We start from the raw sequence: 24,901 nt of genomic DNA, 5'->3' as shown, positions 1-24,901 counted from the left end.
TGGTGCAACTGTTACTAAGAGGGTAGTCTAGTTGCAGTTTTTTCCCTAAGCCATCAAAGAGTTGAGCGATCGCATAAGCACCACCAATATCAGAAGACTCTCTAGGAGGTAGGGTAAACCTACGGAATGGAGGGTCTTATCGTTATCTCCTAGTGGTTGTCTAAATGGGGATGACTGTTATTATGCCTTCTGTAGCTCAGAACTAGGAAAATCTCTCGTAGTCAGTATTAGAGATCCCTTAAGCTTGTCGCAGACAGCGCCAGGAGGCTGGTCTTGTCAAGAGAGCCGAAATGATGACTAAATACTTACAGGAGAATGGTCAGTAGTTTGTCAGCTTTCAAGCATCGAATTTTTCAATTTTTTATGCCATCTTGGGGTAATTACAGATGAGCTAACCGATAGGTCGGCGCTAGGCTAACGCCTCGCTTCGCTGTTTTCATGCCCAAAGGACTGTACGCGATCGCAACCGGATTCCATCTGCATATTGCCAAGCCTGGAGAATCGGAAAAACTGGTTGAAGCGATTGCTACTCTAGTTAAATCTAGCAGATGAGTCTGAAGCACCATTGGCCTCTGACTATTCTGACGAAGCACGGCTATAGGATCTGTTGACATGACCTTGAAGTTACCCGGATTTACGATTGTCACTTTGCTCAAAGAAGGGATAAAAGCCGTCCTATACCGTGGAATCAGAGTCGAAGATCGGCGTCCGGTGATTATTAAAGGGCTACGTCCAGAGTGCTGTACGCCCAACAATATTGAGCAACTCAGACATGAGTATGCGATCGCCCAACGGTTGAACACCCCCGGAGCAGTTAAAGCCTACGTCTTAGAGGTGCATCAGGGCATTCCTTATCTGATTTTGGAGGATTTTGGCGGGCGATCGCTCGATCGGCTTCTAGAAGACTTTCGAGAGCCGATTCCGTTTTTAAAAATTGCCATTCAAATCACCAATACGATCGCCCAAATTCATAGCCATAGCATTGTCCATAAAAATATTAAACCGCAGAACATTCTCATTAATCTGGAAACGCATCAGGTCAAAATCGCTGACTTCGGGATCGCTGCTTTTATCCCCTACGAACAGCAAATGGTCAGCAGTTCCAGCCAGATTGCAGGCAGTTTGGCTTATCTGTCGCCAGAGCAAACTGGGCGAATGAATCGTGGGATTGACCATCGCAGCGATTTATATTCCTTGGGAGTCACCTTCTATGAAATGCTGACCCGTCAGCTACCGTTTCAGGGCAAAGACCCTTTAGAGTGGGTGCATTGTCATATTGCCCAATCGCCGCCACCACTCACAAAGGTAAGACCGGAGATTGGGCGATCGCTATCTGACATCATCATGAAACTGCTCTCAAAGGTTGCAGAAGATCGCTACCAGAGTGCTTTGGGTTTGCAGTTCGATCTGGAACGATGCCTAAAACAGTTGGAGACAATTGGACAAATTCAATCTTTCCCTTTAGGCGAACAAGATATCTCAGAGCGGTTTCAAATTCCCCAAAAATTGTATGGGCGAGAGCGAGAAATTGCACAGCTTTTACAAGCATTTGAGCGAGTTGTTAGCCAAGGTACGCCAGAACTTATATTCGTCGCTGGATATGCTGGGATTGGTAAATCTTCTCTCGTGAACGAGATCCAAAAACCCATCGTAAGAGAACGTGGGATTTTTATCTCTGGTAAGTTCGATCAGTACAAACGAGATATTCCTTATTCCACCCTTGTTCAAGCTTTTCAGACGCTCGTTCGGCAAATTTTGACGGAACCTGAAGATAAACTTGCCACTTGGAGAAAGCGAATCCAAGCCGCATTCGGGAATAATGGCAGACTGATTACCGATGTGATTCCAGAAGTTGAACTCATCGTCGGCGAACAACCTCCTGTACCAGACTTGGGACCCGCTGAATCCCAAAATCGATTCAATCTGGTGTTTCAAAACTTTATCAGTATCTTTGCTCAAAAAGAGCATCCACTGGCTGTCTTTTTGGATGATATGCAGTGGGCAGACAGCGCCACTCTGAATTTGATTCAAACTATCACCACGGGGTCGAACCTCCAGCATCTTTGCTTTATTCTGGCTTTTCGAGATAATGAAGTCGATTTGCTCCATCCCTTCAGTTTGATGATGGAGCAGATTCGTCAAGGTGGGGCAAAAATAACCGAAATTGTTCTCACTCCTCTCAACCTTACTTATGTGAATCAGCTCATTGCTGAAACCCTACATTGTGAGCCGGGACGGTCAGAATCTCTTGCAAAATTAATCATTCAGAAAACTGATGGCAATCCTTTTTTTGTCAACGAGTTTCTCAAAACGCTGTACCAAGAAAATCTGTTGACGTTCGATCGCAACCATCGCGTCTGGCAATGGGAGCAAGCCCAAATTGAAGCCCAAGGCATTACGGATAATATTGTCAATCTGATGATTGGGCGGATGCAAAAACTGCCGCCCGAAACTCAACAGTTGCTCAAGTTAGCTTCCTGTATCGGGAATCGTTTTGATTTAGAAGTTTTAGCAATCGTCGGTGAAACATCTCTTCAGCAAACAGCCAATACACTTTTGGAAGCGGTTCTGAGAGGATTCATCATCCCAACAGAGGCAACTGAAAGCATTGAGAAAAGCTATCGCTTTTACCACGATCGCATTCAACAAGCTGCCTATGCCTTGATTGATGATGAACAAAAGCAAGCAGTTCACCTTACGATTGGGCGACTTTTACTTAAAAGTTTCAATTCTGCTCAACTGGAAGAACAGATTTTTGATTTAGTGAATCAACTTAATCTAGCTGTTGGTTTGATTACTGAGCGGACAGAAAAAGACGAATTAATTCGCCTAAATCTAATTGCTGCTAAGAAAGCAAAAGCCTCCACTGCGTACACACCTGCGAAAAAAATGCTTGCTGTCGCTGCAAATCTTTTAAATGAAGATTCTTGGTTTGACCATTATGAACAAACATTTACTCTAGTTAAAGAACGAGCTGAATGCGAATTTTTAACGGGTAATTTAGAGGAGGCGGAAGCTCTATTTAAGCTTCTATTTATCAAAGCCAAATCTTATATAGACAAAGCGAATATTTATATACTTCAGCTCAGACTTTATCAAGTTGCAGGTAGGTATGAGGAGGCGCTAGCACTCGGATTAGAAGCTTTAAAAATTTTTGGGGTGACTTTCCCGGATTCAGAGGAGCAAGTGCAGGTTGCGATCGCTATCGAAAAAAGCCAGGTATTGGCAAATTTAGGTGACAGACAAGTCTCCGATCTACTCAACGCCCCAACGCTCCAAGATCCAAATCTTAAGACACTCATCGGTCTGCTGACAACTGTAGGGCCGCCTGCCTATCTCGGCAGACCAAGTATTTTTCCTCTAGTTGTACTCAAAGCAGTCAATTATTCGCTGACGTATGGCAATACGGAAGACTCCTGTTTTGCTTATAGTATGTATGCGATGTTGTTGGTTTCTATATTCCGTGATATTCCGACAGGCTACGCATTTTCCGAGATGACGATTCAACTAAATGAGAAGTTGAATGACCCGAAACTCAGAGGAACAGTTCTACACATTCATGGCAGTCATATCAACGTTTGGCGGAACCATATTGCTACCGATATTCCATTTTTAGAGCGAGGATTTATCGGCTGTGTGGAAGCAGGCGATGTGACGATGGCTAACTACAACGGCTATCAAGGCTCTTGGCAGATTATTCAGGTAGGAAGTCCACTTCCCGAAACGTACAATTTAATTCAAAAGTACGTTAACTTTGCCCAGCAATCTAAGCATGAGGCGGCCTATCAGACGATTAGATTGCAGCAGCAGTTTCTCATAAATTTACGCGGATTTACCTACCACAAGCTGACCCTAAGTGATGATAGTTTCGATGAATCGCACGCCTTTTCCATCCTTACGGATGCAGGCTTCGTCAGTGGAATTATCTTTTATCACATCATCAAATTAATTGTGTTTTTCACCTACGAACAGTATGAGGAGGCGCTGAATTCTGCCTTACAAGTGTCCGTGTTTCCAGTTACAACCCTGGCATTACCAATCGAAACCGATTATGTTCTGTATCACTCGCTGACCTTGGCGACTCTTTATCCAACTGCATCTTGTGAAGAGCAGGAAGGGTTTTTAGAAACCTTGGAAATGCATCAGCGCCAATTGCAGGATTGGGCGAGCCACTGCCCCGCTAACTTCTTACACAAGTCTCAATTAGTGGCGGCGGAGATAGCTCGAATTGAGGGTCGGGACATGGAAGCAATGCGCCTGTATGAGCAATCAATTCGCTGTGCCCGCGAGCAGAAATTTGTGCATTATGAAGCCTTGGCGTATGAGTTAGCAGCTAAGTTTTACTTAGATCGGGAGTTTGAAGCGATCGCTAAAACCTATCTGCAAGAAGCCAGGAATGCCTATCGGCGCTGGGAGGCGCTCGGCAAGGTCAAGCAGCTTGAGCAGCTCTATCCGACCTTATTGCCGCAACCGTTGCCGCAACAGCCCCCTGCCTCCAACGAAACGTTTTTAAGCACGGGGGAGCAACTTGACTTTCTATCGGTTGTTAAGGCGTCTCAAACTATTTCTAGCGAAATTGTCTTCTCTCGACTTTTGAAGACATTGATGCAGATTGCGCTTGAGCAAGCAGGAGCCGAACTGGGTTATTTGCTGCTTTTTCACGAGCAGAATCTAGTGATAGAAGTCGAAGCGAAAATAAATTCCCAAGCAGAAAAACTTAATGTTTTTCGACCTGAATTGGCGGGTGAAATTGCATTGCCTCAGTCAGTGCTGAATTATGTGCAGCGAACTCAATCAACTGTGATTTTGCCCGATGCCACAGAGCAGAATCTATTTTCGGAAGACGAGTATGTGATTCAAAAGCAACCGAAGTCTGTACTTTGCTTACCAATCACCCGTCAGTCAAACTTGCTGGGAATTTTATATTTAGAAAACAACTTTATCCCAGGCGCTTTTACACACGACAAGCTTTCCGTGCTGGAAATTTTAGCAGCTCAAATTGCCATTTCCCTGGAGAATGCTCGTCTCTATCAAGGGTTAGCACAAAGTCAAGAACAACTTAACCTAGCGTTGAAATCTGCTCAAATCGGTATTTGGAGTTGGGATATTCTCAACGATCGGTTTGACTGGGATGAGCAGATTTATCAACTATTTGGAGTCACCCCCGAAACGTTTGTTGCCACCTCAGAAGCAGTGTTGGCTCGCCTGCATCCAGACGATCGGGAATCGCTCGCTCAATCTTTGAACCGAGCGGTTAACGAAGGAGTGGAACACGATCTCGAATATCGCATTATTCAGGATGACGGCAGCATTCGCTACGCTGCTTGCCGGGGAAGAGCCTTTTTCAACGAAGCGGGCACAGCGACTCGCATGAGTGGTGTTGTAATTGACATCACGGAGCGCAAACAAACTGAAGAATCTCTGCTGATTTCTAAGGCTGCTTTGGAGCAAATGCCCGATGCTGTTGTGTTAACCGATCTGGAGGGAAATATTCAACGTTGGCTGGGCAACGCGGAACAGATTTTCGGCTATACGGCGTCCGAAGCGATCGCTAAACCCCTGAATTTCTTACATCACCCTGACATTGCAGCAACGATGACCGCCCAAATCATCCAGTCGATTCAGGAAACCGGAGGATTTTGCCGCGAAATTCCCTGTGTGAGAAAAGATGGGTCGAAAGTGTTGATTGAAACAACATCAAAGCTTGTTTACGACAAGGCTGGCAAGCCCCTGTTTTTAGTCTGCATCAACAAAGATATTAGCGAGCGCAAACAGGCTGAAGCGGAACGTGCCCAACTGTACGCAGAGCAAACCGCCCGCCAGGAAGCAGAAGCTGACCGACAGCGAGCCGCGTTTTTGGCTCAAGTCAGTGCCACCCTCGCCTCTTCCCTCGATTATGAAAGCACGCTCTCCAGCGTGGCAAGCTTGGTTGTGCCCTACTTCGCAGACTGGTGCGGCGTTGACCTCCTGCAAGACAACCAATCGATTCATCGGGTCGCCGTTGCCCACCGAGATCCGGAGAAAGTGAAACTCGCCTGGGAACTCCATCAGCGTTATCCTAGACCGTTGAATGCACCGGAAGGTGTACCAAAGGTGCTGCGTACTGGGCAAACAGAAATGGTGGCGGAAATTTCAGATGCAGTCCTGGCAGAAGCAGTTAAAGATCCAGAACATCTGCGAATTCTGCGGGAACTGGGCTTAAAGTCCTATATTATCTCACCGTTGATGGCACGGGGGCGGATTCTCGGTGCCATTTCGTTTGTCACAGCTGAATCTGCTCATCGTTTCAACACCGGCGACCTCTCGCTGGCGGAAGATATTGCTCATCGGGCAGCGATCGCTATCGATAATGCCCGCCTCTATCGGGAAGCGCAGCAGGCGCAACAGACGGCGGAGCGGGCAGCAGAGCGAATTGCCCGTCTCCAGTCCATTACCGCTGCCCTTTCAGAATCGCTCACACCCACCCAAGTGTCTGAAGTCATCGTCGAACAGGGCATGGCTGCCTTGGGTGCCAACTATGCTCTAGTGGCATTGCTCAATGAAAGCGGTACTGAACTGGAAATTGTGCGGGCCGTTGGCTATGAAGTGAATCAAATCGATGGCTGGCAACGTTTTTCCATCGATACCGCAGTCCCTCTAGCAGAGGCGGTACGGACTGGGCAACCTGTTTGGGGTGAAACGTCACAAAAACGAGCAGCCCGTTACCCTCATTTGGCTGAAGCCTATAGTCAATTTAACTTTGGGACGTGGGTTTCGATTCCGCTGATGGTAGAGGGTCGGGCAGTTGGAGGGTTGTCTCTGGGCTTTACTGAGCCGCAAGAACTTAACGAGGATGACCAAGCTTTTATCTTGGCACTTGCCCAACAATGCGCCCAAGCGATCGCTCGTTCCCATCTCTACGAAGCAGAACGAACCGCGCGAAGTGCGGCGGAAGCGGCAAACCGCGTCAAAGATGAATTCTTAGCCGTTCTCTCTCACGAACTGAGAACGCCGCTTAATCCGATTCTGGGTTGGGCAAAGCTTCTGCGGAGCCGCAAGTTCGATGCTGCAACCAGCGATCGCGCCTTAGAAACTATTGAGCGCAACGCCAAGTTACAAACCCAATTAATTGAAGATTTGCTTGATGTCTCCCGCATCCTGCAAGGGAAGCTGAGCCTCAACGTCTACCCGGTTGACTTGGTATCGACGATTGAAGCCGCAATCGAGACGGTGCGTTTAGCAGCCGAAGCCAAATCTATCCAGATTCAGACCATCCTCGAACCGGACGTAGGACAGGTTTCCGGTGATGCCAATCGATTGCAGCAAGTCGTTTGGAATCTCCTTGCCAATGCGGTTAAGTTTACTCCGGCTGGGGGACAGGTCGCGATCGCATTAGAGCAGGTCGGATCGCAGGCGCAAATCCGCGTAACTGACACAGGCAAGGGGATTGCACCTGAGTTCTTACCTTATGTCTTTGACTATTTCCGTCAGGAAGATGGTACCACCACCCGAACCTTTGGGGGATTGGGTCTAGGGCTGGCAATCGTCCGCCATCTCGTAGAACTTCACGGCGGCACCGTAAGTGTATCAAGTCCGGGTGAAGGACAAGGTGCAACTTTCCTAATTAAGCTTCCCTGTTTGCAGAATGATAGAGAAAGGCAGTCGGATGAAAAAGACAACCTCTCAGTTCTGACTTTTGACTCCTTACCTTTGTCTGGCTTACAAATTCTCGTGGTGGATGATGATGCAGATATGCGAGAGTTTTTGTGCTTCCTGTTGGAGCAATATGGTGCAACTGTGACCTCCGTAGCCTCAGCCGTTGCAGCGCTGACAACACTAAGCCAATCCCAGCCAAATGTCATCATCAGCGATATTGGAATGCCAGAAATCAATGGCTATATGTTGATGCGACAGGTCAGGAGTCTGAAACCAGACCAAGGAGGAAACATTCCAGCGATCGCTCTGACTGCCTATGCTGCCGAGATGGATTACCAACAAGCGATCGCCGCAGGATTTCAACAGCACATTTCTAAGCCTGTAGAACCGGAGGCATTGGTGAAGGCGATCGCATCATTACTGTTTCTTCAACCTGAAAGTGAGACTACAAAGGTTTTTTGATTAAGAGCAATTAGACAGGGTTGATACATTTGATCCAACAGATGGTTCCAAAATATCAACTGTCCAGATCCGGGCGAAGGGTAAGCCCGCTTTCCGAAAGGACTTCCGGACAGTCTCAGCATCAGGTGCCTCAAATTCGCAAATTACTTTAGCCCGATCGCGTGCCATCATTGAGCGAATCCAATGAACATTGTGTGCCCGGTGACAAGGTATTCCGATCTCAAGATCGTGGTTCCACTTCTGTTCGGTGATCGGTGGCTCAAATATCTTTTCTACAAGGACACGAACCATATTTTCCTCCTGATTGATTGAGCAATTTAGGTTTTTAAATACAGGACTTACGCACTGAAAACTTGAAGCCTAGATTCCCTTAACCCCCCAATAAATTGGGAGGAACTGGAAAAGTCTCCTTTTTTAAGGGGGACGCAAGGGGGATCTCTGCGTTAGTCCTCAGCTCCTGCGGTAAGCGATTGATGGCAGTTTGGGCACGAACGCTCAAGACGCGAGGGTCAATTTGGTGCTGTAAGCTTTGAAATAGCTCTGCTGCACGCTTATGTTCGCCTAAAGCTAACTTTCCCCGAATGAGTGCAGCCCCAGCTAGGGCAATTTCACTGGGATGATCTACAATTTGCGCGGCATGAAGTGCTTCTTGAGCGCGGGAGATCGCTAATTCAACGCGACCCCTTTCCAAATCCCTTGCCGCTGCAAAGCTCAGGATATAAGCTAGCATTCGGTTCGCATCGATCCGACGCAGGGTGGATAATGCTGGCTCAAGTGCTTCTTCAGCGCCTATTTCTCCGATAACATAACGGGCGAGCGAACTCAGGGCAACGGCGAATGGGCCTTCGCTGCCTTCACCACTAATTTTTGTGGCAACTGCTGCCAGTTCTTCGGAGTAAGCGATCGCCTCTGTCGGATTGCCCGCTTCCAACTCGGTCATTGCCAGATAAGTCAAACAAGCAGACTCTCGCCAGCGATCTTGTTCCGCTTGCGCCATTCGCCATGCTTGTTCCAAAAGAGAACGCGCCGCCGGGAAATCCGCTGCATGACGGCGCACGCATCCCAGACCACAGGGAATATCGATAATTTCAAGTCCCACTCTCGCGGCAAGCGGCTGTGCTTCTAGCAACAGCGCCTCAGCACGGGGCATCTCGCGTTCGGTTTCGGCGAGGCACCAACCGCTGTGAGCTAGCATTCGGGCGGTGGTCGCCGGACTTGCCAATCGTCCTCGTTCTACTGCTTGGAGGGAGTGTTCCCGAACACCCATAAGATTACCTCGCTCGTAGTTCAGCACGATCAAAGCTTCTAGCGCGATCGCTTCTTCATCCTTCAAACCAAGGGCGCTGGCTTCGGCAATCAATTGATGCAGGTTATTTTCGAGTTGGGGGATTTGATTTCTGGTAACTCCTGCCAGAACGTAGACCTTTAGCAGTCCGATGTGAAGCCGCACCCGTAAAGTCTTCTCAAGGTTCCGGCAATGCTGAATTCCCCGTTGAGCCAGTTCCGATGCTTCTGAGTAGGCGAACTGGCGCAAGCAACGTTCGGCAGCTGCCTGGAAAGCTGAGGCGGCTAAGGAATCATGACCGCCCAATGATGCATGATGCGCGACATCGCTGGCTAGGGCGTTGTCAGGAACCGAGAGACGATTCAAAGCCTGGGCAATCTGCAAATGCACTAATTTACGGCGGGGTTCTGACAACTGGTGATAAGCGACTTTCCGCACAACATCATGAGCAAAGTCATAGCCAGTTTCGTTATTTAATAAAGCTCCTGGACGGATAATCCCCTGCTGCTCCAGTTCTTCCACGGCTAAAAGTAATTTAGAGAGCGGATAGTCGGCAACCCGTGCCACGATTGTCGGATTGAAACTTCGTCCCAATGCAGCTGCCCAAGGTAAAAGTTCTCGCGCCGGTTCGTCGAGTTGCCGCAATCGGTCTTGAATCAAGGCTTCCAGATTGTCGGAGTAAGCCGTGTCATGTTGGGCTAGGGCACGAGCCACTTCTAGAGCGAATAGGGGATTCCCGCCACTATCTACAAAGACGCGGTTTCCATCCACATCGGTATTAATCGAGCGAGTCAGCTGAACCACTTGCGCTTGATTTAATAGTGGCAGTGAGATGGTTTGCACCCGCTCCTCCCGCCGCAGCGCTTGCACCAGCTTACACACAGGCACATTATCTGATAACTCGCGTTGACGAGCAGAGAGGGCAAACCGAACGGAGGAATGACCCAGCAGGCGGATTGCATAATGCAGGAGTGCCGTAGATGCCTCGTCCAGCCACTGAATATCATCTAGGATGATGACGATTCGTTTGCCATTACTCGAAAGTTGGGAGAGCAGGTTCACCACCGCATCAAATAGCTGAGAGCGATCGCCCGGATCTCTTCTTCCCTCCATTTCTGGAAATAGGGAACTCAGTTCTGCTGGCAATTGCGATCCTGAATCACGAGCGATCGCCCGCAGTGCATCAATCCAGACTCCATAAGGTCGCAGGATTTCCGCCTCAAACCCGCGTCCCCAGAGTACGCGACCGTTGCTCGTGACAACGGCAGCAAGTTCTTCCAGCAGGCGCGTCTTCCCAATTCCCGATTCGCCAACCAGTAAAAGGATTTCTGAAACGACCATCCGGGTATCGGATGCCATCCAATTACAGATTGTCGCCCATTCTCGCTCTCGCCCGATTAGGGGAGCCAAAAATCGGGGCTGATTCTCTCCCCGGCTCCCAGTTTCCACTGCCCCCAGCGCCTTCAATGCAGCCTTTTGGGCGTCTGTTAATCCGGTGACTCTGGTGATATTCATTCCCTCATAGGGTCGATCTGCCCTTAAGGTTTTTACACACTCACCCGTCTGCACATCCCAAAGCTTAATGGTTTCATCCTGGCTGCCACTCGCGACCCTGCGGCTATCAAGGCTGAAGATTACTGACCAGACTAAATTGGTGTGTCCCTGCAAGGTATGAAGACAAGAACCGTTTTGGACATCCCAAAGCTTTACTGTCTGGTCGCTACTCGCACTGGCAAGGATTTGACCATCTGGACTAAAGGCAACTGACCAAACTCGGCTGGTGTGTCCTTCCAAGGTGCGTCGGCACTCTCCTGTCCGCACATCCCATAACTTAATACTGTGGTCGCCACTTCCACTCGCCAAGGTTTGACCATTCGGACTGAACGCGACTGACCAAACCCAATTGGTATGTCCTTGGAATGTCTGGTTGCATTGCCCTGTCTGCAAGTCCCAAAGCTTCATCGTTTGGTCGTAACTTCCACTTGCTACAGTATGACCATCCGGACTGAAAGCGATCGCGCAAACCCAACTGGCGTGTCCCTGCAAGGTACGTTGGCATTGTCCCGTCTGCACGTCCCAAAGCTTCACCGTCTGGTCATCGCTGCCACTGGCAAGGGTTCGACCATCGGGGCTGAAGGCAACTGACCAAATCCCGCAAGTATGCTCTTGCAAGGTTTGGCGACAACGTCCGGTGTCAAGATCCCAAAGCTTCACCATTTGGTCGCCGCTCCCACTAGCGAGAGTCTGACCATCTGGGCTAAAAGCAACAGCCGAAACTGAGCTAGTGTGACCTTGCAAGGTTTGAACGCATTTCCCCGTACCGAGATCCCACAATTTAACGGTGCGATCGTCGTTCCCACTTGCCAAAATGCGACCATCCGGACTCAACGCCAGCGATCGCACTCGGTTCGCATAACCCTGTAGCGTTCTGCGACATTTACCTGTAGGGGCGTGCCACAACTTAACGGTATGATCGCCGCTACCGCTTGCGAGGATTTCTCCATTCGGGCTGAACGCCACCGACCGCACCCAATTTTGGTGCCCCCATAATGTTTGGTAGCATTCCCCAGTCCGAACTCGCCACAGCTTCACACTGCGGTCTTCGCTGCCACTGGCTACCGTTTGACCATCCGGACTGAAAGAAAGCGATCGCACCCAGTTTCCATGCCCTTTGAGAGTTCGGCTGCATTCACCCGTCTTAAAATTCCAAAGTTTAATGGTGCGATCGCTACTACTGCTGGCTAAGGTTTGACCATCCGGGCTAAAGGCGACCGACCAAACTCGTTCCAGGTGTCCTTGCAGGGTTTGGTAACATTGACTGGTTTTGAGATCCCACAGTTTGATGGTTCGATCGTCGCTGCCAGTCGCTAAGGTTTTTCCGTCAGGACTGAACGCTACCGATCGCACCCAATTCTCATGCCCCTGAAGCGTTTGGCAGCACTGTCCTGACTGGACATCCCACAGCTTGACCGTTCGATCCTCACTCCCGCTGGCTAGGGTTTGACCGTCCGGACTAAAGGCGACCGACCAGACTTGGTGGGCGTGTTCTTGCAAAGTCTGGAGACATTTCCCTGTCTTGAGATCCCACAATTTAATAGTCTTATCATCGCTGCCACTCGCCAGGATATTACCTTGAGGACTAAAAGCAACCGACCAAACCCAATTGGTGTGTCCTTGGCAAGTCAGTAAATTTTTCCCATCTGCCACTCTCCACACCCGTACCTCGCGGTTAGTATCCCCGGTCGCTAGAAGTTGTCCGTCTGGACTAAAAGCAACGGCGAGGGCAAAGCTCAAGGGTTCTGTAAACACTGTTTTAGAGAGGTCGGCATCAGCAAGATTCACCTGATGTAAATTCACTTCTCGTAAATCAGCCTGCCAGAGGGTGAGATGGGAGAAGTCATAACCTGTTAAGTCTTTTTGCAATTGAACCAGCAGATTGAGGATATTGCCACCTGCATATCCGGGTTGTCTCGACCATTCATTTCGTAGTTTTGAAAGCAGTTGAGTCAGCTGCCGCTCAACGTTGTACTGCCCATACAATCGGGTCATTAAAGTGTTTAAAACGGGTTTAACAATTTGTTGAATCTGAATCTCTCGGATATAGTCTTTGCCCTGAGGCTTGAGCAAGGCGTGGCTGTGCAAAATGGAAATTAGGGGTGTCTGGTTTTCGGCTAGCAATTCCCCATTTCCGACTTCTAAATGTTGAATTTCTTCACAGACTTGGGCAATCAATCGCTCAGTGATGTACTCCATCACCACAGGTTGCTGGGTATAGCTGCCTGACTGCTTTTCGATCAGCGATCGCCAACTGAGCGAACCCAACGCTTCCAGTAGGTCTGCACGAGAAACGGTGGGAACGATATCCTCTGCCAATTCCGAGAAGGTTGTCCATTCTCGATTAATGGCAAGCCAAAACATAATTGTTTTTTCTAAGGGAGAGCAACGCTGACACTGCTGGTCTAGCAGTCTGTGAATCCCATTAAAAATCGTGGTATTTTGAGCGAGAAAATCTTGGATCTTGCCATCAAAAACATCTTGAATGGAAGTGGCAACAATCTTCAATGCCAAAGGATTACAGCCGTAGAACTGACACAAATGCTGTTGCTGTGCCTCAGAACCGATTAATCCTTTTGCTTGAATGAGTGCTTGCGCTGCCTCTGGCGATCCGCTCAGTTGCAAGGTTCGCACAGGTAAAGCTGAATTCCCATCAACTACACCTTCTAAGATGCCCACCTCAGCAGGCTTCTCCCGACTGGTCAGCACCAGGCAACTTTGATGAGCGGTTTCTGCGATCGCTCGCAGCAGTTCCCCGTAGCCTTCATATCCCGGACGATACTGCCCCGGACAACTGACCTGAAAAAGGGTTTCTGCATTGTCCAAAATTATCAGGCAACGAGAATTCCGCAGCCAATATATCAGCCGTTCAATTCCACCTCCGGTCTCCTGTTGCTCTGATAGAAAGGAAATCGAATCGTGTAAAAGAGTTTCTAGGGTGGGAGTATTCCGTAGCGATCGCCAAATTACAAAATCAAATTCTCCCTGGATTTCCTGCGCTAGTTTGGCGGACAAGGCAGTTTTCCCAATTCCACCCATGCCTAATAAGACAACTAGCCGACAGCGATACTGTAAAATGCACTGCTTGAGCGTGTTTAGCTCTTCTGTCCGTCCGTAAAATAGGCTTACATCGATGATTTCGCCCCAATCGCAACGAGGTTGCCTGTCGTTTTGAGTGGGTGTATTTAATTCAGAATTTGTATTGAGTAATTCAAAACTTTTTTCTCGACTGCTTATCCCTTCAGAATCTTCATTCAGCAGGCGATCGTAGAGGTCGCGGGTAATCGGGCTAGGATCGATTCCTAACTCTTCCCGTAAAAGCGTCATGCAGCGGTGGTAGATTCGCAAGGCACTCGCGCGATCGCCATTAAGCGCGTGCAGTTGCATCAAGTCACCATAAGTTGCTTCGTTGAGCGAGTCAACTTCTAACAACTGCTGGGCATAGCGCATCGCTGTCCGGATATCTCGTTGCTCCTTTAACAGGCGAACCAACCATTCCAATCCTTGGATAAAAATTTGTCGCAGTCGTTCCTGTTCTGGAAAAATCCATTCGTCGTAACAGTTGGGCAGTAAATCCCCCTGATAGAGGGCTACCGCCTGTTCTAACAAGGTTCGGACGGTTTTCCGGTCAGCCGCTCGTTCTGCCTCCTCCGCTTGAGCTACCGTCCGCTCAAACTCTGCAACATCTAACGTAAAAGGTGCATCTGAGCGCCACTGTAGCGTTTTTGTATCTACTTCAATGAATCGATCCGCGTCCGGCAAAACCCGCCGTAAGTGGTGCAGCTCTCTTCTTAGGTTCGTTCGGGCTTGCTCGTCTGTTGAGTCAGCCCAAAACAGGGAAGCCAGCCGCTGACGAGGCTGAGGCGTGCCCCCGTGCAGCACCAGATATGCCAGCAACGATTGCGATCGCTCCCCGCTCACGTCTGTCACCGGCTTTTCGTCATAAGTTAGGCGAAAGCCACCTAGCAATACGATCTCTAAAGTAGGCAGCATCATATTTTTACTCTGCCCGTCCATTTGGTACTCAGTCTATAACTTTTCGCAGTTTACTGACAGCCGCTTGCGATCGCGGTTAATACTCATCAACTTATAACTCCTATTTGTCAGTATTGTTAGAAATAAATTATTAAATTCCGATAAAAAGCCGTTTGGGGCAGTCTTGTCTTAAACTTCAACTTTCCAGTAAGGGTTGCTATTTACCTAAAAATAATTGACCGTTTCCTTCATTGATTATTGTTGCAATAACCTCTTTCGATACTTTTTTGTTTATACATAATACAATATCTGAAAAATTTAAGTTATTTTTTATCTAAGTTTATTTTGCCTGTATTTAAATAGTGAAACTGTGTTCATTATTCCTAAAATATTCATCGTAGACATTTGTATCTACTAAAATTAAAATAATTAAAAAATAGCTTTATTTTCACTTTACAGATTCGGAGATTCTAGCAACTAACTCCGAGGCTCGATCTATTAAAGATTTCTCAATACCAACGCTATAATTTGGATGATTAATAATTGCATTTACGACTTCTCCCAAATCAGCATTCCCTTTCCTTGCTCCCAGTCCATTAATCGAGCATTCAATTTGCCTGACACCCCAACTGAGAGCTGCGATTGAGTTCTCTACTGCTAATCCCATATCATCATGACAGTGGACAGAAATCGTAGCCCGATCGATATTTGACACCCGATTAAAGAGCATATTCAGCAACCCTGAGAATTCTATTGGCGACGATAAACCAAGGCTGTCAGGGATACTGATTGTTCTGGCACCGCTTTTGATGGCTGTTTCAATTGCTTTGCAAAGAAAATCCGGTTGGCTTCGAGGAGCGTCAAAGGCACTCCACTCTACATCCGCGCAGTAATTTCTGGCAAGTCCAATAGAATCGTGTATCGCTTCTAAAGTTTGTTCTTCAGCCCAAGTTGATTGATGCTTCAAATTAACTTGGGTGTAAATGTGAATTCTGCCTCGTCCCGCTGGTTTAATTGCTAAAGCAACGTCCATCACTTCATTCGGTTTAGAATTTGCTAATCCACAAATGGTTGATTGTTTGATTTGTTTGGAAACAAGAAAAATTTCATCAAAATCTTTCTGGATAGCTCCTGGATATCCCACTTCAATGACATCAACCCGCATCTCCTCTAGAAGCTTGGCAAGCTGGACTTTTTGATGAATATCCATTTTGATACCGGGCGCAAGTTCTCCATCCCGCATTGTAGTGTCGAAGATGATAATTTTTGGTAAAGATGGTTGTGCCATAGCAGGTTTTTTTCTGCATTTTTAGGTAAGCAGTTAGTAATTTTGACCAATCATTTGCTGCCAATCACTTTTCAATATGCCGTATTGTTCGATATCTTCAAAGGTTTCTCCTTTCCGTAAATGTTGACGGCGACATCCCTCATACTGCATCCCAAGTTTTTGCATGACTCGTCCCGAGCCTGGATTGCGCGAAAAGTGCGCCCCATGAATGCGGTGCAATTTAAGTACCTCGAAGCCATATTGCAGTAGAGCTTTTGCTGCTTCAGTACAGTAGCCTTGTCCCCAGTAGGGCTTGCCAATCCAGTAACCGATCTCCGCATTGTTCTGTTTGGCATCAATCATCAGATTAACCGTCCCACAGAGTTCTCCAGTTTCCCGGAGTGCGATCGCTTGCGTGATGGCTTTCTTTGCCTTAAATGCTGCCGAATGAGCCTTAATCCACGCTTGAGCCATCCCATCTTCGTAAGGATGAGGAATTAGTGTTGTATCAGCAATTTCGCGAGCGCTGGCGAAGCGTTGCACATGAGGAGCATCTGCCAAGGTGAAAGGACGGAGCGTTAACCGTTGTGTTTGAATTGTGGGTGGTTGTATCTCTGACTCCGACTGAGCAGAACGAGATCCACCAAACACGACAAAGCTGTAATGCTTATACCAGCAGTCCACGTTCTGAAAACCGGCTGCTTCCAGCCATTGCAGTTGAGCGTCGAGAGATGCTAGACGATCGTAGGTCATCCGATGTTGAGCGGCGTGGAGATGTTCTTCGGAGATCCCGCGATCGCGCACGGTATTCAGCCATTGTTGTTGATAAAATTGCTCCAGTTGGGGTGTTCTGCCTAAAACTTGATCGGCGTTGATAAACATCCCTCCAGGTTTGAGGGCATCATAAATCCGCTGATAAAGATGCTGCTTCTCGGAATCAGACAGATGATGAATCGATAAGCCGGAGATAATCAGGTCATAGGAATCGCTCAAATCTGTCTTAACGTAGTCTCCAATCCAGATTTTAGGAGATTTTCCCATCTGCTGGAATCGAGCCTTTGCCTGCTCTAACATCTCAGTCGCGAGATCCAGCAGTGTAAATTCAGCATTCGGAAACACTGCCTGAACCATGCCTGAGTAAAGTCCCGTCCCTGCACCTAAATCGAGAACGTTTAGGGCTGCTGTGCGGTCAAATGGGATAACCTGAATGGCTGTTTGGTAAAAGTCATCAAAACAGGGAATCAGGGTGCGTCGGAGCTTGTCGTACTCAGTTGCTGCTGTGTTAAATGCCTGTTGAATACTCATATCCTTGACGTTTACTTGGTTGTTACTGATACCATTTCACTTGATATCTGCAATAGATTCCGTCTGTTGCCCGCCTCAAAAGCCAGTCCTAGCTAAGGATACAAGCCAATGAGCCAAGCACAATGGTAGCCAGCCGATTAAGCTAATTTTATGGGTCTTAAAACATTTGCAATTTTGATGGTGGCAACGCTGGGAATCTGGGAAACAAAAGGAGCGATCGCATCCTCCCCACCCGCTGCACAGACGACTTCGGGCGATAGGGCAACATCGGCACCCATTGAGGATGCTGCGACTCCAGCCGTAACCCAGGTGACGCCAGGATTGGCTCAGACAGCAAATCCCATTCCTGTTGTTGAATATGATGCCAAATACGGTGATTATCTGCCACAAACGATACCGCCAGTGTCCAGTGGGGAGGGCGTCCAGACTGCTGAGGTTGCCTCCAGAATTGTCAAAGATGTGCAGATCCGCTTTGTTAATAACAAAGGGGAGTCAGTCGATGACCAGAATCGACCGATACCCAGTCGCACTAAAAAAGATTTTATTATTGGCGAACTGAAACTCAAGACGGGTGAGGTATTTCGTGAAGATTTGCTTCAGGAAGACTTGCAGCGATTGAGGCGATTAGAGTCTTTTGAGGATGTCAATGTTGTTGTGGAGGAAGCCACCGACGGGGTTAACATCATCTACGACATCCAGGAGAATCGCTTTCCTTCTATCACATTAGGGGGTGGCAATAGCGGCGACATTGGGCTTTACGGTTCGGTAAGCTATCGAGACGCCAATATCAACGGTGTCAACGATCGCTTAGCTGCCAAACTTCAGGTGAGTGGTAAGGATGTCCAGTTTAATACCCAGTTTACCAGCCCTTATCGGGCTGGGGAGCCAAACCGCTTGGGATATAGCGTTAGAGCGTTTCGCAATCGGGATTATTCCCGCACCTTCACCGATGAAATCGAGTTGCCCAATGGGGACAGTACACGGGAAGGACGATTTGGCGGCGGTGTGGCGGTGTTGCGTTCTTTTAATGGCTGGGATGGATCGTTGGGTTTGAACTACACCCGGATTAGTACCCGCGATGCTGATTTCAATATTGCACGGGTGGATGAATTGGGGAATCCGCTATCTGTCAGCAAAACTGGCATTGATGACTTGGTAACGGTGTCGTTCGGTGTGGCGAGAGATCGGCGCGATCGCCGTTCCAATCCGACTCAGGGTTCGCTGCTAACCCTCACCACGGAACAGTCGATTCCGATTGGATTGGGCAGTATTTTGAGTAACCGAGTGCGAGCGAATTATATTCAATATGTCCCAGTCAGCTGGATTGGCAAGGGTAGGGAAACCGAAAATCCAGAAATGGTGGCTTTCAATTTGCAAACTGGGACAATACTTGGCGAATTTCCTCCGACTGAAGCGTTTAATCTTGGCGGATTCAATTCTGTGCGCGGCTATGGTTCTGGTAAAGTCGCTAGCGGTCGCAGTTATGCCTTGGCTTCAATCGAATATCGCTTCCCGATTTTGCAGTGGCTGGGAGGGGTTGTCTTTGCTGACTACGGCTCAGATTTGGGGTCTGGTGACACGGTGCTTGGGCAACCGGGTTTGCTGCGCGGCAAACCGGGGAGTGGTTTTGGTTACGGGTTAGGATTGCGGATCAAGTCCCCGTTTGGTTTAATTCGCAGCGATTTAGGCATTAGCGACCAGGGAGAAGTCCGACTTGAAGTAACCACGGGTCAGCGCTTTTGATGGAAAGGGGATATTTGGGCGATCGCGTTTAAGTCACCCTAAAAGAGCGATCGCTTTGTACGCTGCTACCAAAGGCTTGCGATCATCATTCAGAGGATTTTGCCAAGGGTTTTCTAGCGACAAACAAGTAGTTTTGACAGACTACAGAGAAAGGATATGCCAAAATGTCATCTAAAAAATCCCAGCTCCATGCCAGCAGTGGGAAATTTCCGATTGCTTTGGGAAATACGCCCCACATATTTCTGGGTAGAAAACCATAACGCTGGACTTCTAGAACCTCAAATCCGGTTTCTTGGCAAAGCGTTTTGATTGACTGGCGAGTATAACGATATTGATGATGATATTTGTTAGGCAACCGGGAAGCGATCGCTTCAATCAGACTAAACTGATTCGGAAAATGGTAACAGATAAAAACGCCACCTGGTTGGAGCAAACGGAAGATTTCCCGTAAGCTGGTAATTTCATTTCCTCCAGTCTCTCTGACATGCTCTAAAACCCCTACAGATACGATTGCATTGAATTTATTATCTGGATAGGGAATGGCTGTTGGATCTTCAGCACTCCCTTTTCTAAATTCATAAGTTGAGCTGTTTGGAGTTTCCCGAACACAAAAGTCCTCAAAAGCAAATCCAGAGGTTTTATAGCCAGCCTTTACTAAGAAATAAGAAAAATGACCGTTCCCACAACCCCAATCTAATACTTCACTTTCTTTAGGAACATATTTTAAAAAAATTTTATATAGCCGAAGATATTGATTAGCGCTGACTAAGCTTCTAAATTGCCATAAACTACAATTACTATTTTGCTCTTGAATCTTTATTAGCTCATGGGTGATGCCATTAATGTTTAAGTTACTCACAGTTGCTATTTTATTAGACATTTTATATAAAAAACTTCGCCATTTTAAGCTACATTTTCCTTGAGAGTTTTAGCCAAAACAACCTTATAAAAAAATCCCCTACCAGAAGGCAGGGGATTTTGTTTTAATTACCTAAAATGCATTGATTCAGCGAACTACAGGAGATCAACCAAATTTACCAGCAGTAGAGGCAATCAGGAAGGCGGCGTAGGTCAAGACATAGCCAACTGCAAAGTGAGCTAGACCAACCACGCGACCTTGGACGATGGACATAGCAACCGGCTTGTCCTTCCAACGAACTAAGTTCGCCAGAGGAGTGCGCTCGTGTGCCCAGACAAGGGTTTCGATCAACTCTTGCCAGTAACCACGCCAAGAGATCAGGAACATGAAACCAGTAGCCCAAACTAGGTGTCCGAACAGGAACATCCAGTCCCAAACCGCCAGGTTATTCATGCCGTAGGGGTTATACCCGTTGATCAACTGAGCGGAGTACAGCCAGAGGTAGTCGCGCAGCCAGCCCATGAGGTAAGTAGAAGACTCATTGAACTGAGCCACGTTGCCTTGCCAAATGCCCAGATGCTTCCAATGCCAGTAGAAGGTTACCCAACCAATGGTGTTCAGCATCCAGAACGCAGCGAGGTAGAAGGAATCCCACGCGGAGAGTTCGCAAGTACCGCCACGACCGGGTCCGTCGCAAGGGAAGGCGTAGCCGAAGTCCTTTTTATCGGGCATCAGCTTGGAGCCACGAGCATCCAACGCACCCTTGACCAAAACCAGGGTGGTGGTGTGGATGGCGAGGGCGAATGCGTGGTGAACCAAGAAATCGCCAGGGCCAATTGTCAAGAACAGAGAGTTCGTACCGTTGTTGATAGCATCGAGCCAACCGGGAAGCCAAGGGCCACCAGCCATTGAGGCAACGCTATCAGGATTAGACAGGAGAGTATCCAAGCCGTAGAGGACTTTTCCGTGAGAAGCCTGAATGAACTGGGCAAATACCGGCTCAATCAGAATCTGCTTTTCGGGAGTCCCGAAGGCAACCACAACATCGTTGTGAACGTACAGACCCAGGGTATGGAAGCCCAGGAATAGGGAGACCCAGCTCAGGTGCGAGATGATCGCTTCTTTATGCTGGAGTACTCGATCGAGGACGTTACCTCTATTTTGTTCTGGATCGTAGTCACGTACCCAGAAGATACCTGCGTGGGCAAATGCTCCCAGCATCAGGAAACCAGCAATGTACTGGTGGTGTGTGTAGAGCGCTGCTTGAGTTGTGAAGTCCTTCCCGATGAATGCATAGGGAGGCATCGCATACATGTGCTGCGCTACTAGGGAAGTAGCAGTTCCCAGCGCTGCCAGGTGTATAGACAACTGGAAGTGCAAAGAGTTGTTGTAGGTGTCGTACAACCCTTGGTGAGGTAGGTTGAATTGACCTTCAGTCTTGGTGCCAAAGAAGTTTTTGGCGTTCAGCATATCTCTGATGCTGTGACCAATCCCAAAGTTAGTCCGGTACATATGACCGGCGATGATGAAGATGACTGCGATCGCCAAGTGGTGATGAGCCATATCCGTCAGCCACAGCGATTGTGTCTGGGGATGGAAGCCACCCAAGAACGTTAGAATCGCTGTTCCTGCACCTTGAGAGGTACCGAACACATGACCAGCAGCCTCTGGGTTCTCAGCGTAGACGCCCCAGTTGCCGGTGAAGAACGGTCCCAAGCCTGCGGGGTGAGGCAGCGTTGTCAGGAAGTTATCCCAACCTACGTGCTGACCGCGAGATTCGGGAATCGCAACGTGAATCAAGTGACCTGCCCAAGCCAAGGAGCTAACGCCAAACAGACCTGCCAGGTGGTGGTTCAGCCGAGGCTCGGCACTCTTGAACCAAGAAAGGCTAGGACTGAACTTGGGCTGTAGGTGCAGCCAGCCTGCAAACAAGAAGACTGCAGACAGGACAATCAGGAACACTGCACCTTGGTACAGATCATTATTTGACCGCATACCGATGGTGTACCACCAGTGGTAAACACCTGAGTAGGCAATATTCACTGGAAAAGTCGCACCACCTTGAGTAAAGGCATCTACTGCCGGTTGACCAAAGTGGGGGTCCCAAATCGCGTGAGCGATAGGACGCACATTCAACGGATCTTTAATCCACTGTTCAAAATTACCTTGCCAGGCGACGTGGAACAGGAGGCTAGAGGCCCACAGGAAGATAATTGCCACATGACCGAAGTGAGTAGCGAAAATCTTTTGATAAAGATTTTCTTCCGTCATGCCATCATGGCTTTCAAAGTCGTGAGCCGTTGCAATCCCGTACCAGATCCGACGTGTAGTCGGGTCCTGAGCGAGGTCTTGGCTAAATTTGGGGAATTTTGTCGCCATAGTCTCCTCAATTATCAGTGCTGAGTGCTGAGGACTCAGAGCATCATACTCTTTACTCAGCACTCGTTACTCAGGCTTAAATCATCCTATTGAAAGGATTCGCGCCTCGAAGAACGCCCATATCGTGACGATCGCGCCCAGGAGGAAGTGAGCTACCCCAACGGCCCGACCCTGAATGATGCTCAGAGCGCGAGGCTGAATAGAAGGGGCAACCTTCAACTTATTGTGAGCCCAAACAATCGACTCAATCAACTCCTGCCAGTAGCCACGACCGCTGAATAGGAACATCAGGCTGAATGCCCACACAAAGTGAGCGCCCAGGAACAGCAGACCGTAGGCTGAGAGGGCTGTACCGTAAGACTGAATTACTTGAGCAGCTTGTGCCCATTGAAAATCACGCAACCAGCCATTGATAGTGATGGCACTCATCGCAAAGTTGCCTGCGGTGATATGATCCACCGTTCCATCAGCATTGACTGTGCCCCACACATCGGATTGCATTTTCCAGCTGAAGTGGTAAACCGCGATCGCAATGGTGTTGAACATCCAGAACAGACCCAGGAATACATGGTCCCAACCAGAAACCTGGCAGGTACCACCACGACCGGGACCGTCGCAAGGGAAGCGGAAGCCCAAATTCATCTTGTCTGGAATCAGACGAGAGCTACGGGCAAACAAGAAGCCTTTCAGCAGAATTAGAACAGTGACGTGAATTTGGAAAGCGTGAATATGGTGGATCATGAAGTCCGCCGTACCCAGCGCGATTGGCATCATCGCCACCTTACCGCCTACAGCAACGATACCGCCGCCGAAGGCATAACTTACTGGTTCTAGCTGGTTAGGAGCTGTGCCACCAGGAGCCAGAGTGTGCAGGTTTTGCACCCACTGAGCAAACACCGGCTGCAACTGAATCGCCGTATCCGAGAACATATCTTGGGGGCGACCCAAAGCACTCATCGTGTCGTTGTGGATGTACAAGCCAAAGCTGTGGAAGCCTAGGAAGATACAAACCCAGTTGAGGTGGGAAATAATTGCATCCCGGTGACGAATCACCCGATCCAGCACGTTGTTCTGGTTCACTACCGGATCGTAATCCCGCACCATAAAGATGGTAGCGTGAGCCGCTCCGCCAACGATCAAGAATGCCCCAATCCACATGTGGTGGGTGAATATGGACAACTGAGTAGCGTAGTCAGTGGCAAGGTACGGATACGGAGGCATCGCGTACATATGGTGAGCCACGATGATGGTCACAGAACCCAGCATGGCAAGGTTGGTTCCCAACTGCGCGTGCCAGGATGTGGTCATGTTTTCATAGAGACCCTTATGACCGTCGCCTGTGAAGGGACCTTTGTGGTTCTCTAGAATTTCCTTAATGCTGTGACCAATCCCCCAGTTCGTCCGATACATATGACCGGCGATCAGGAAGAGTACTGCCAAGGCTAGGTGATGGTGTGCCGTATCTGACAGCCACAATCCACCTGTCTGGGGATTTAAACCGCCTTTGAACGTCAGGAAGTCAGCATACTGGCCCCAGTTCAAAGTCCAGAATGGCGTCAACCCTTGGTTAAAGCTGGGATACAGTTGGGCCATCAAGTCACGGTTCAAGATGAACTCATGAGGCAGCGGAATATCTTTGATGGCAACTCCTGCATCCAGGAGCTTGTTGGTGGGCAGCGCCACGTGAATTTGGTGAGCGGCCCAAGACAAGCACCCCAGACCCAGCAACCCAGCTAGGTGGTGGTTTAGCATTGACTCTACATTCTGGAACCATTCCAGTTTGGGAGCCCGCTTGTGATAGTGGAACCAGCCAGCAAACAGCATCAGAGCTGCTGCTACCAAGCCACCGATGGCAGTGCAGTACAGCTGGAATGTGTTTGTGAAGCCAGCTGCCCGCCAAACCTGGAACAAGCCAGAGGTGATTTGAATCCCGTGGAAGCCACCGCCCACATCGGCATTCAAAATATCTTGACCAACGATAGGCCAAACGACTTGAGCGCTAGGCTTGACGCCTAAAGGATTAGCTAGCCAAGCTTCGTAGTTTGAAAACTTAGCGCCATGAAAATACATACCGCTTAGCCAGATGAAGATCACGGCTAAGTGACCAAAGTGCGCGGCAAAAATTTTCCGAGATACGTCTTCTAAGTCACTGGTATGACTATCGAAATCATGCGAGAGGGCGTGAAGGTTCCAAATCCACGTGGTGGTTTTTGGACCTCTAGCAAGGGTGCGGTCAAAATGACCCGGCTGCGACCACTTCTCAAAGGAAGTCGGCACTGGATCTTTATCGACAACAACCCTTACTTTTTTCTCCTCTCGCTCCGGAGGACTGATTGTCATGAGGACTCTCCTCTCTCTAGACAAGGAACGAGTTCTGTCCCATTAGAAAATTAGATTTTAATGGGTAGGAAAGCAGGCTCTTTGAAGAACTACTTTC

Annotated in this window: 10 protein-coding genes; 2 read left to right on the top strand and 8 right to left on the bottom strand. The window is 48.6% G+C overall.

The window, feature by feature from the left end; all coding sequences use genetic code 11:
• Window positions 1-380 precede the first annotated feature (380 nt).
• Window positions 381-614, bottom strand: a complete 234-nt coding sequence (locus NC997_RS18970; protein WP_348257817.1) for a hypothetical protein — start codon at window positions 612-614, stop codon at window positions 381-383.
• Here NC997_RS18970 and NC997_RS18965 point away from each other — a divergent pair.
• Complete coding sequence (locus NC997_RS18965; RefSeq protein WP_190526137.1) at window positions 613-8,097, top strand: AAA family ATPase; 7,485 nt, start codon at window positions 613-615, stop codon at window positions 8,095-8,097. The genes NC997_RS18970 and NC997_RS18965 overlap by 2 nt on opposite strands.
• On the opposite strand, the gene NC997_RS18960 is transcribed toward NC997_RS18965, so the two are convergent.
• The 4 genes from NC997_RS18960 to NC997_RS18945 form a co-directional block, all read right to left on the bottom strand.
• Window positions 8,098-8,388, bottom strand: a complete 291-nt coding sequence (locus NC997_RS18960; protein WP_190410329.1) for a DUF4242 domain-containing protein — start codon at window positions 8,386-8,388, stop codon at window positions 8,098-8,100.
• Window positions 8,389-8,467: 79 nt separating this feature from the next.
• Entirely contained in the window at window positions 8,468-14,932 is a 6,465-nt protein-coding gene (locus NC997_RS18955; RefSeq protein WP_190526136.1) for an AAA family ATPase, read from the bottom strand.
• 427 nt (window positions 14,933-15,359) lie between these two features.
• On the bottom strand, window positions 15,360-16,199 hold the full coding sequence (locus NC997_RS18950) for a 2-isopropylmalate synthase (RefSeq protein WP_190526134.1): 840 nt from the start codon (window positions 16,197-16,199) through the stop codon (window positions 15,360-15,362).
• 33 nt (window positions 16,200-16,232) lie between these two features.
• Window positions 16,233-17,483, bottom strand: a complete 1,251-nt coding sequence (locus NC997_RS18945; protein WP_199306111.1) for a GNAT family N-acetyltransferase — start codon at window positions 17,481-17,483, stop codon at window positions 16,233-16,235.
• Window positions 17,484-17,633: 150 nt separating this feature from the next.
• On the opposite strand from NC997_RS18945, the gene NC997_RS18940 reads away from it, so the two are divergent.
• The gene (locus tag NC997_RS18940; RefSeq protein WP_199306110.1) at window positions 17,634-19,226 is read left to right on the top strand and encodes a BamA/TamA family outer membrane protein; all 1,593 of its coding nucleotides are present in this window, start codon (window positions 17,634-17,636) and stop codon (window positions 19,224-19,226) included.
• Between the two features lie 85 nt (window positions 19,227-19,311).
• On the opposite strand, the gene NC997_RS18935 is transcribed toward NC997_RS18940, so the two are convergent.
• The 3 genes from NC997_RS18935 to psaA form a co-directional block, all read right to left on the bottom strand.
• Window positions 19,312-20,106: a class I SAM-dependent methyltransferase gene (locus tag NC997_RS18935; protein WP_190526132.1), complete on the bottom strand. Its 795-nt coding sequence runs from the start codon at window positions 20,104-20,106 to the stop codon at window positions 19,312-19,314.
• A 144-nt stretch (window positions 20,107-20,250) separates the two neighbouring features.
• The gene (gene psaB / locus NC997_RS18930) at window positions 20,251-22,464 is read right to left on the bottom strand and encodes a photosystem I core protein PsaB (RefSeq protein WP_190410332.1); all 2,214 of its coding nucleotides are present in this window, start codon (window positions 22,462-22,464) and stop codon (window positions 20,251-20,253) included.
• Between the two features lie 81 nt (window positions 22,465-22,545).
• Window positions 22,546-24,804: a photosystem I core protein PsaA gene (gene psaA / locus NC997_RS18925; RefSeq protein ID WP_190410333.1), complete on the bottom strand. Its 2,259-nt coding sequence runs from the start codon at window positions 24,802-24,804 to the stop codon at window positions 22,546-22,548.
• Window positions 24,805-24,901: the final 97 nt, after the last annotated feature.

The organism is Trichocoleus sp. DQ-A2 (assembly GCF_039961915.1).
GTDB lineage: Bacteria > Cyanobacteriota > Cyanobacteriia > Cyanobacteriales > FACHB-T130 > FACHB-T130.
The sequence above is the reverse complement of the archived record's forward strand: the minus strand, read 5'-3'. Positions and strand labels throughout refer to the sequence as shown.

What these genes read in the sequence shown, in the direction of transcription:
- NC997_RS18965 (WP_190526137.1), top strand. Translation starts at nt 613, where the DNA reads ATGACCTTGAAGTTACCCGGATTTACGATTGTCACTTTGCTCAAAGAA.
- NC997_RS18970 (WP_348257817.1), bottom strand. Translation starts at nt 614, where the DNA reads ATGTCAACAGATCCTATAGCCGTGCTTCGTCAGAATAGTCAGAGGCCA.
- NC997_RS18960 (WP_190410329.1), bottom strand. Translation starts at nt 8,388, where the DNA reads ATGGTTCGTGTCCTTGTAGAAAAGATATTTGAGCCACCGATCACCGAA.
- NC997_RS18955 (WP_190526136.1), bottom strand. Translation starts at nt 14,932, where the DNA reads ATGATGCTGCCTACTTTAGAGATCGTATTGCTAGGTGGCTTTCGCCTA.
- NC997_RS18950 (WP_190526134.1), bottom strand. Translation starts at nt 16,199, where the DNA reads ATGGCACAACCATCTTTACCAAAAATTATCATCTTCGACACTACAATG.
- NC997_RS18945 (WP_199306111.1), bottom strand. Translation starts at nt 17,483, where the DNA reads ATGAGTATTCAACAGGCATTTAACACAGCAGCAACTGAGTACGACAAG.
- NC997_RS18940 (WP_199306110.1), top strand. Translation starts at nt 17,634, where the DNA reads ATGGGTCTTAAAACATTTGCAATTTTGATGGTGGCAACGCTGGGAATC.
- NC997_RS18935 (WP_190526132.1), bottom strand. Translation starts at nt 20,106, where the DNA reads ATGTCTAATAAAATAGCAACTGTGAGTAACTTAAACATTAATGGCATC.
- psaB (WP_190410332.1), bottom strand. Translation starts at nt 22,464, where the DNA reads ATGGCGACAAAATTCCCCAAATTTAGCCAAGACCTCGCTCAGGACCCG.
- psaA (WP_190410333.1), bottom strand. Translation starts at nt 24,804, where the DNA reads ATGACAATCAGTCCTCCGGAGCGAGAGGAGAAAAAAGTAAGGGTTGTT.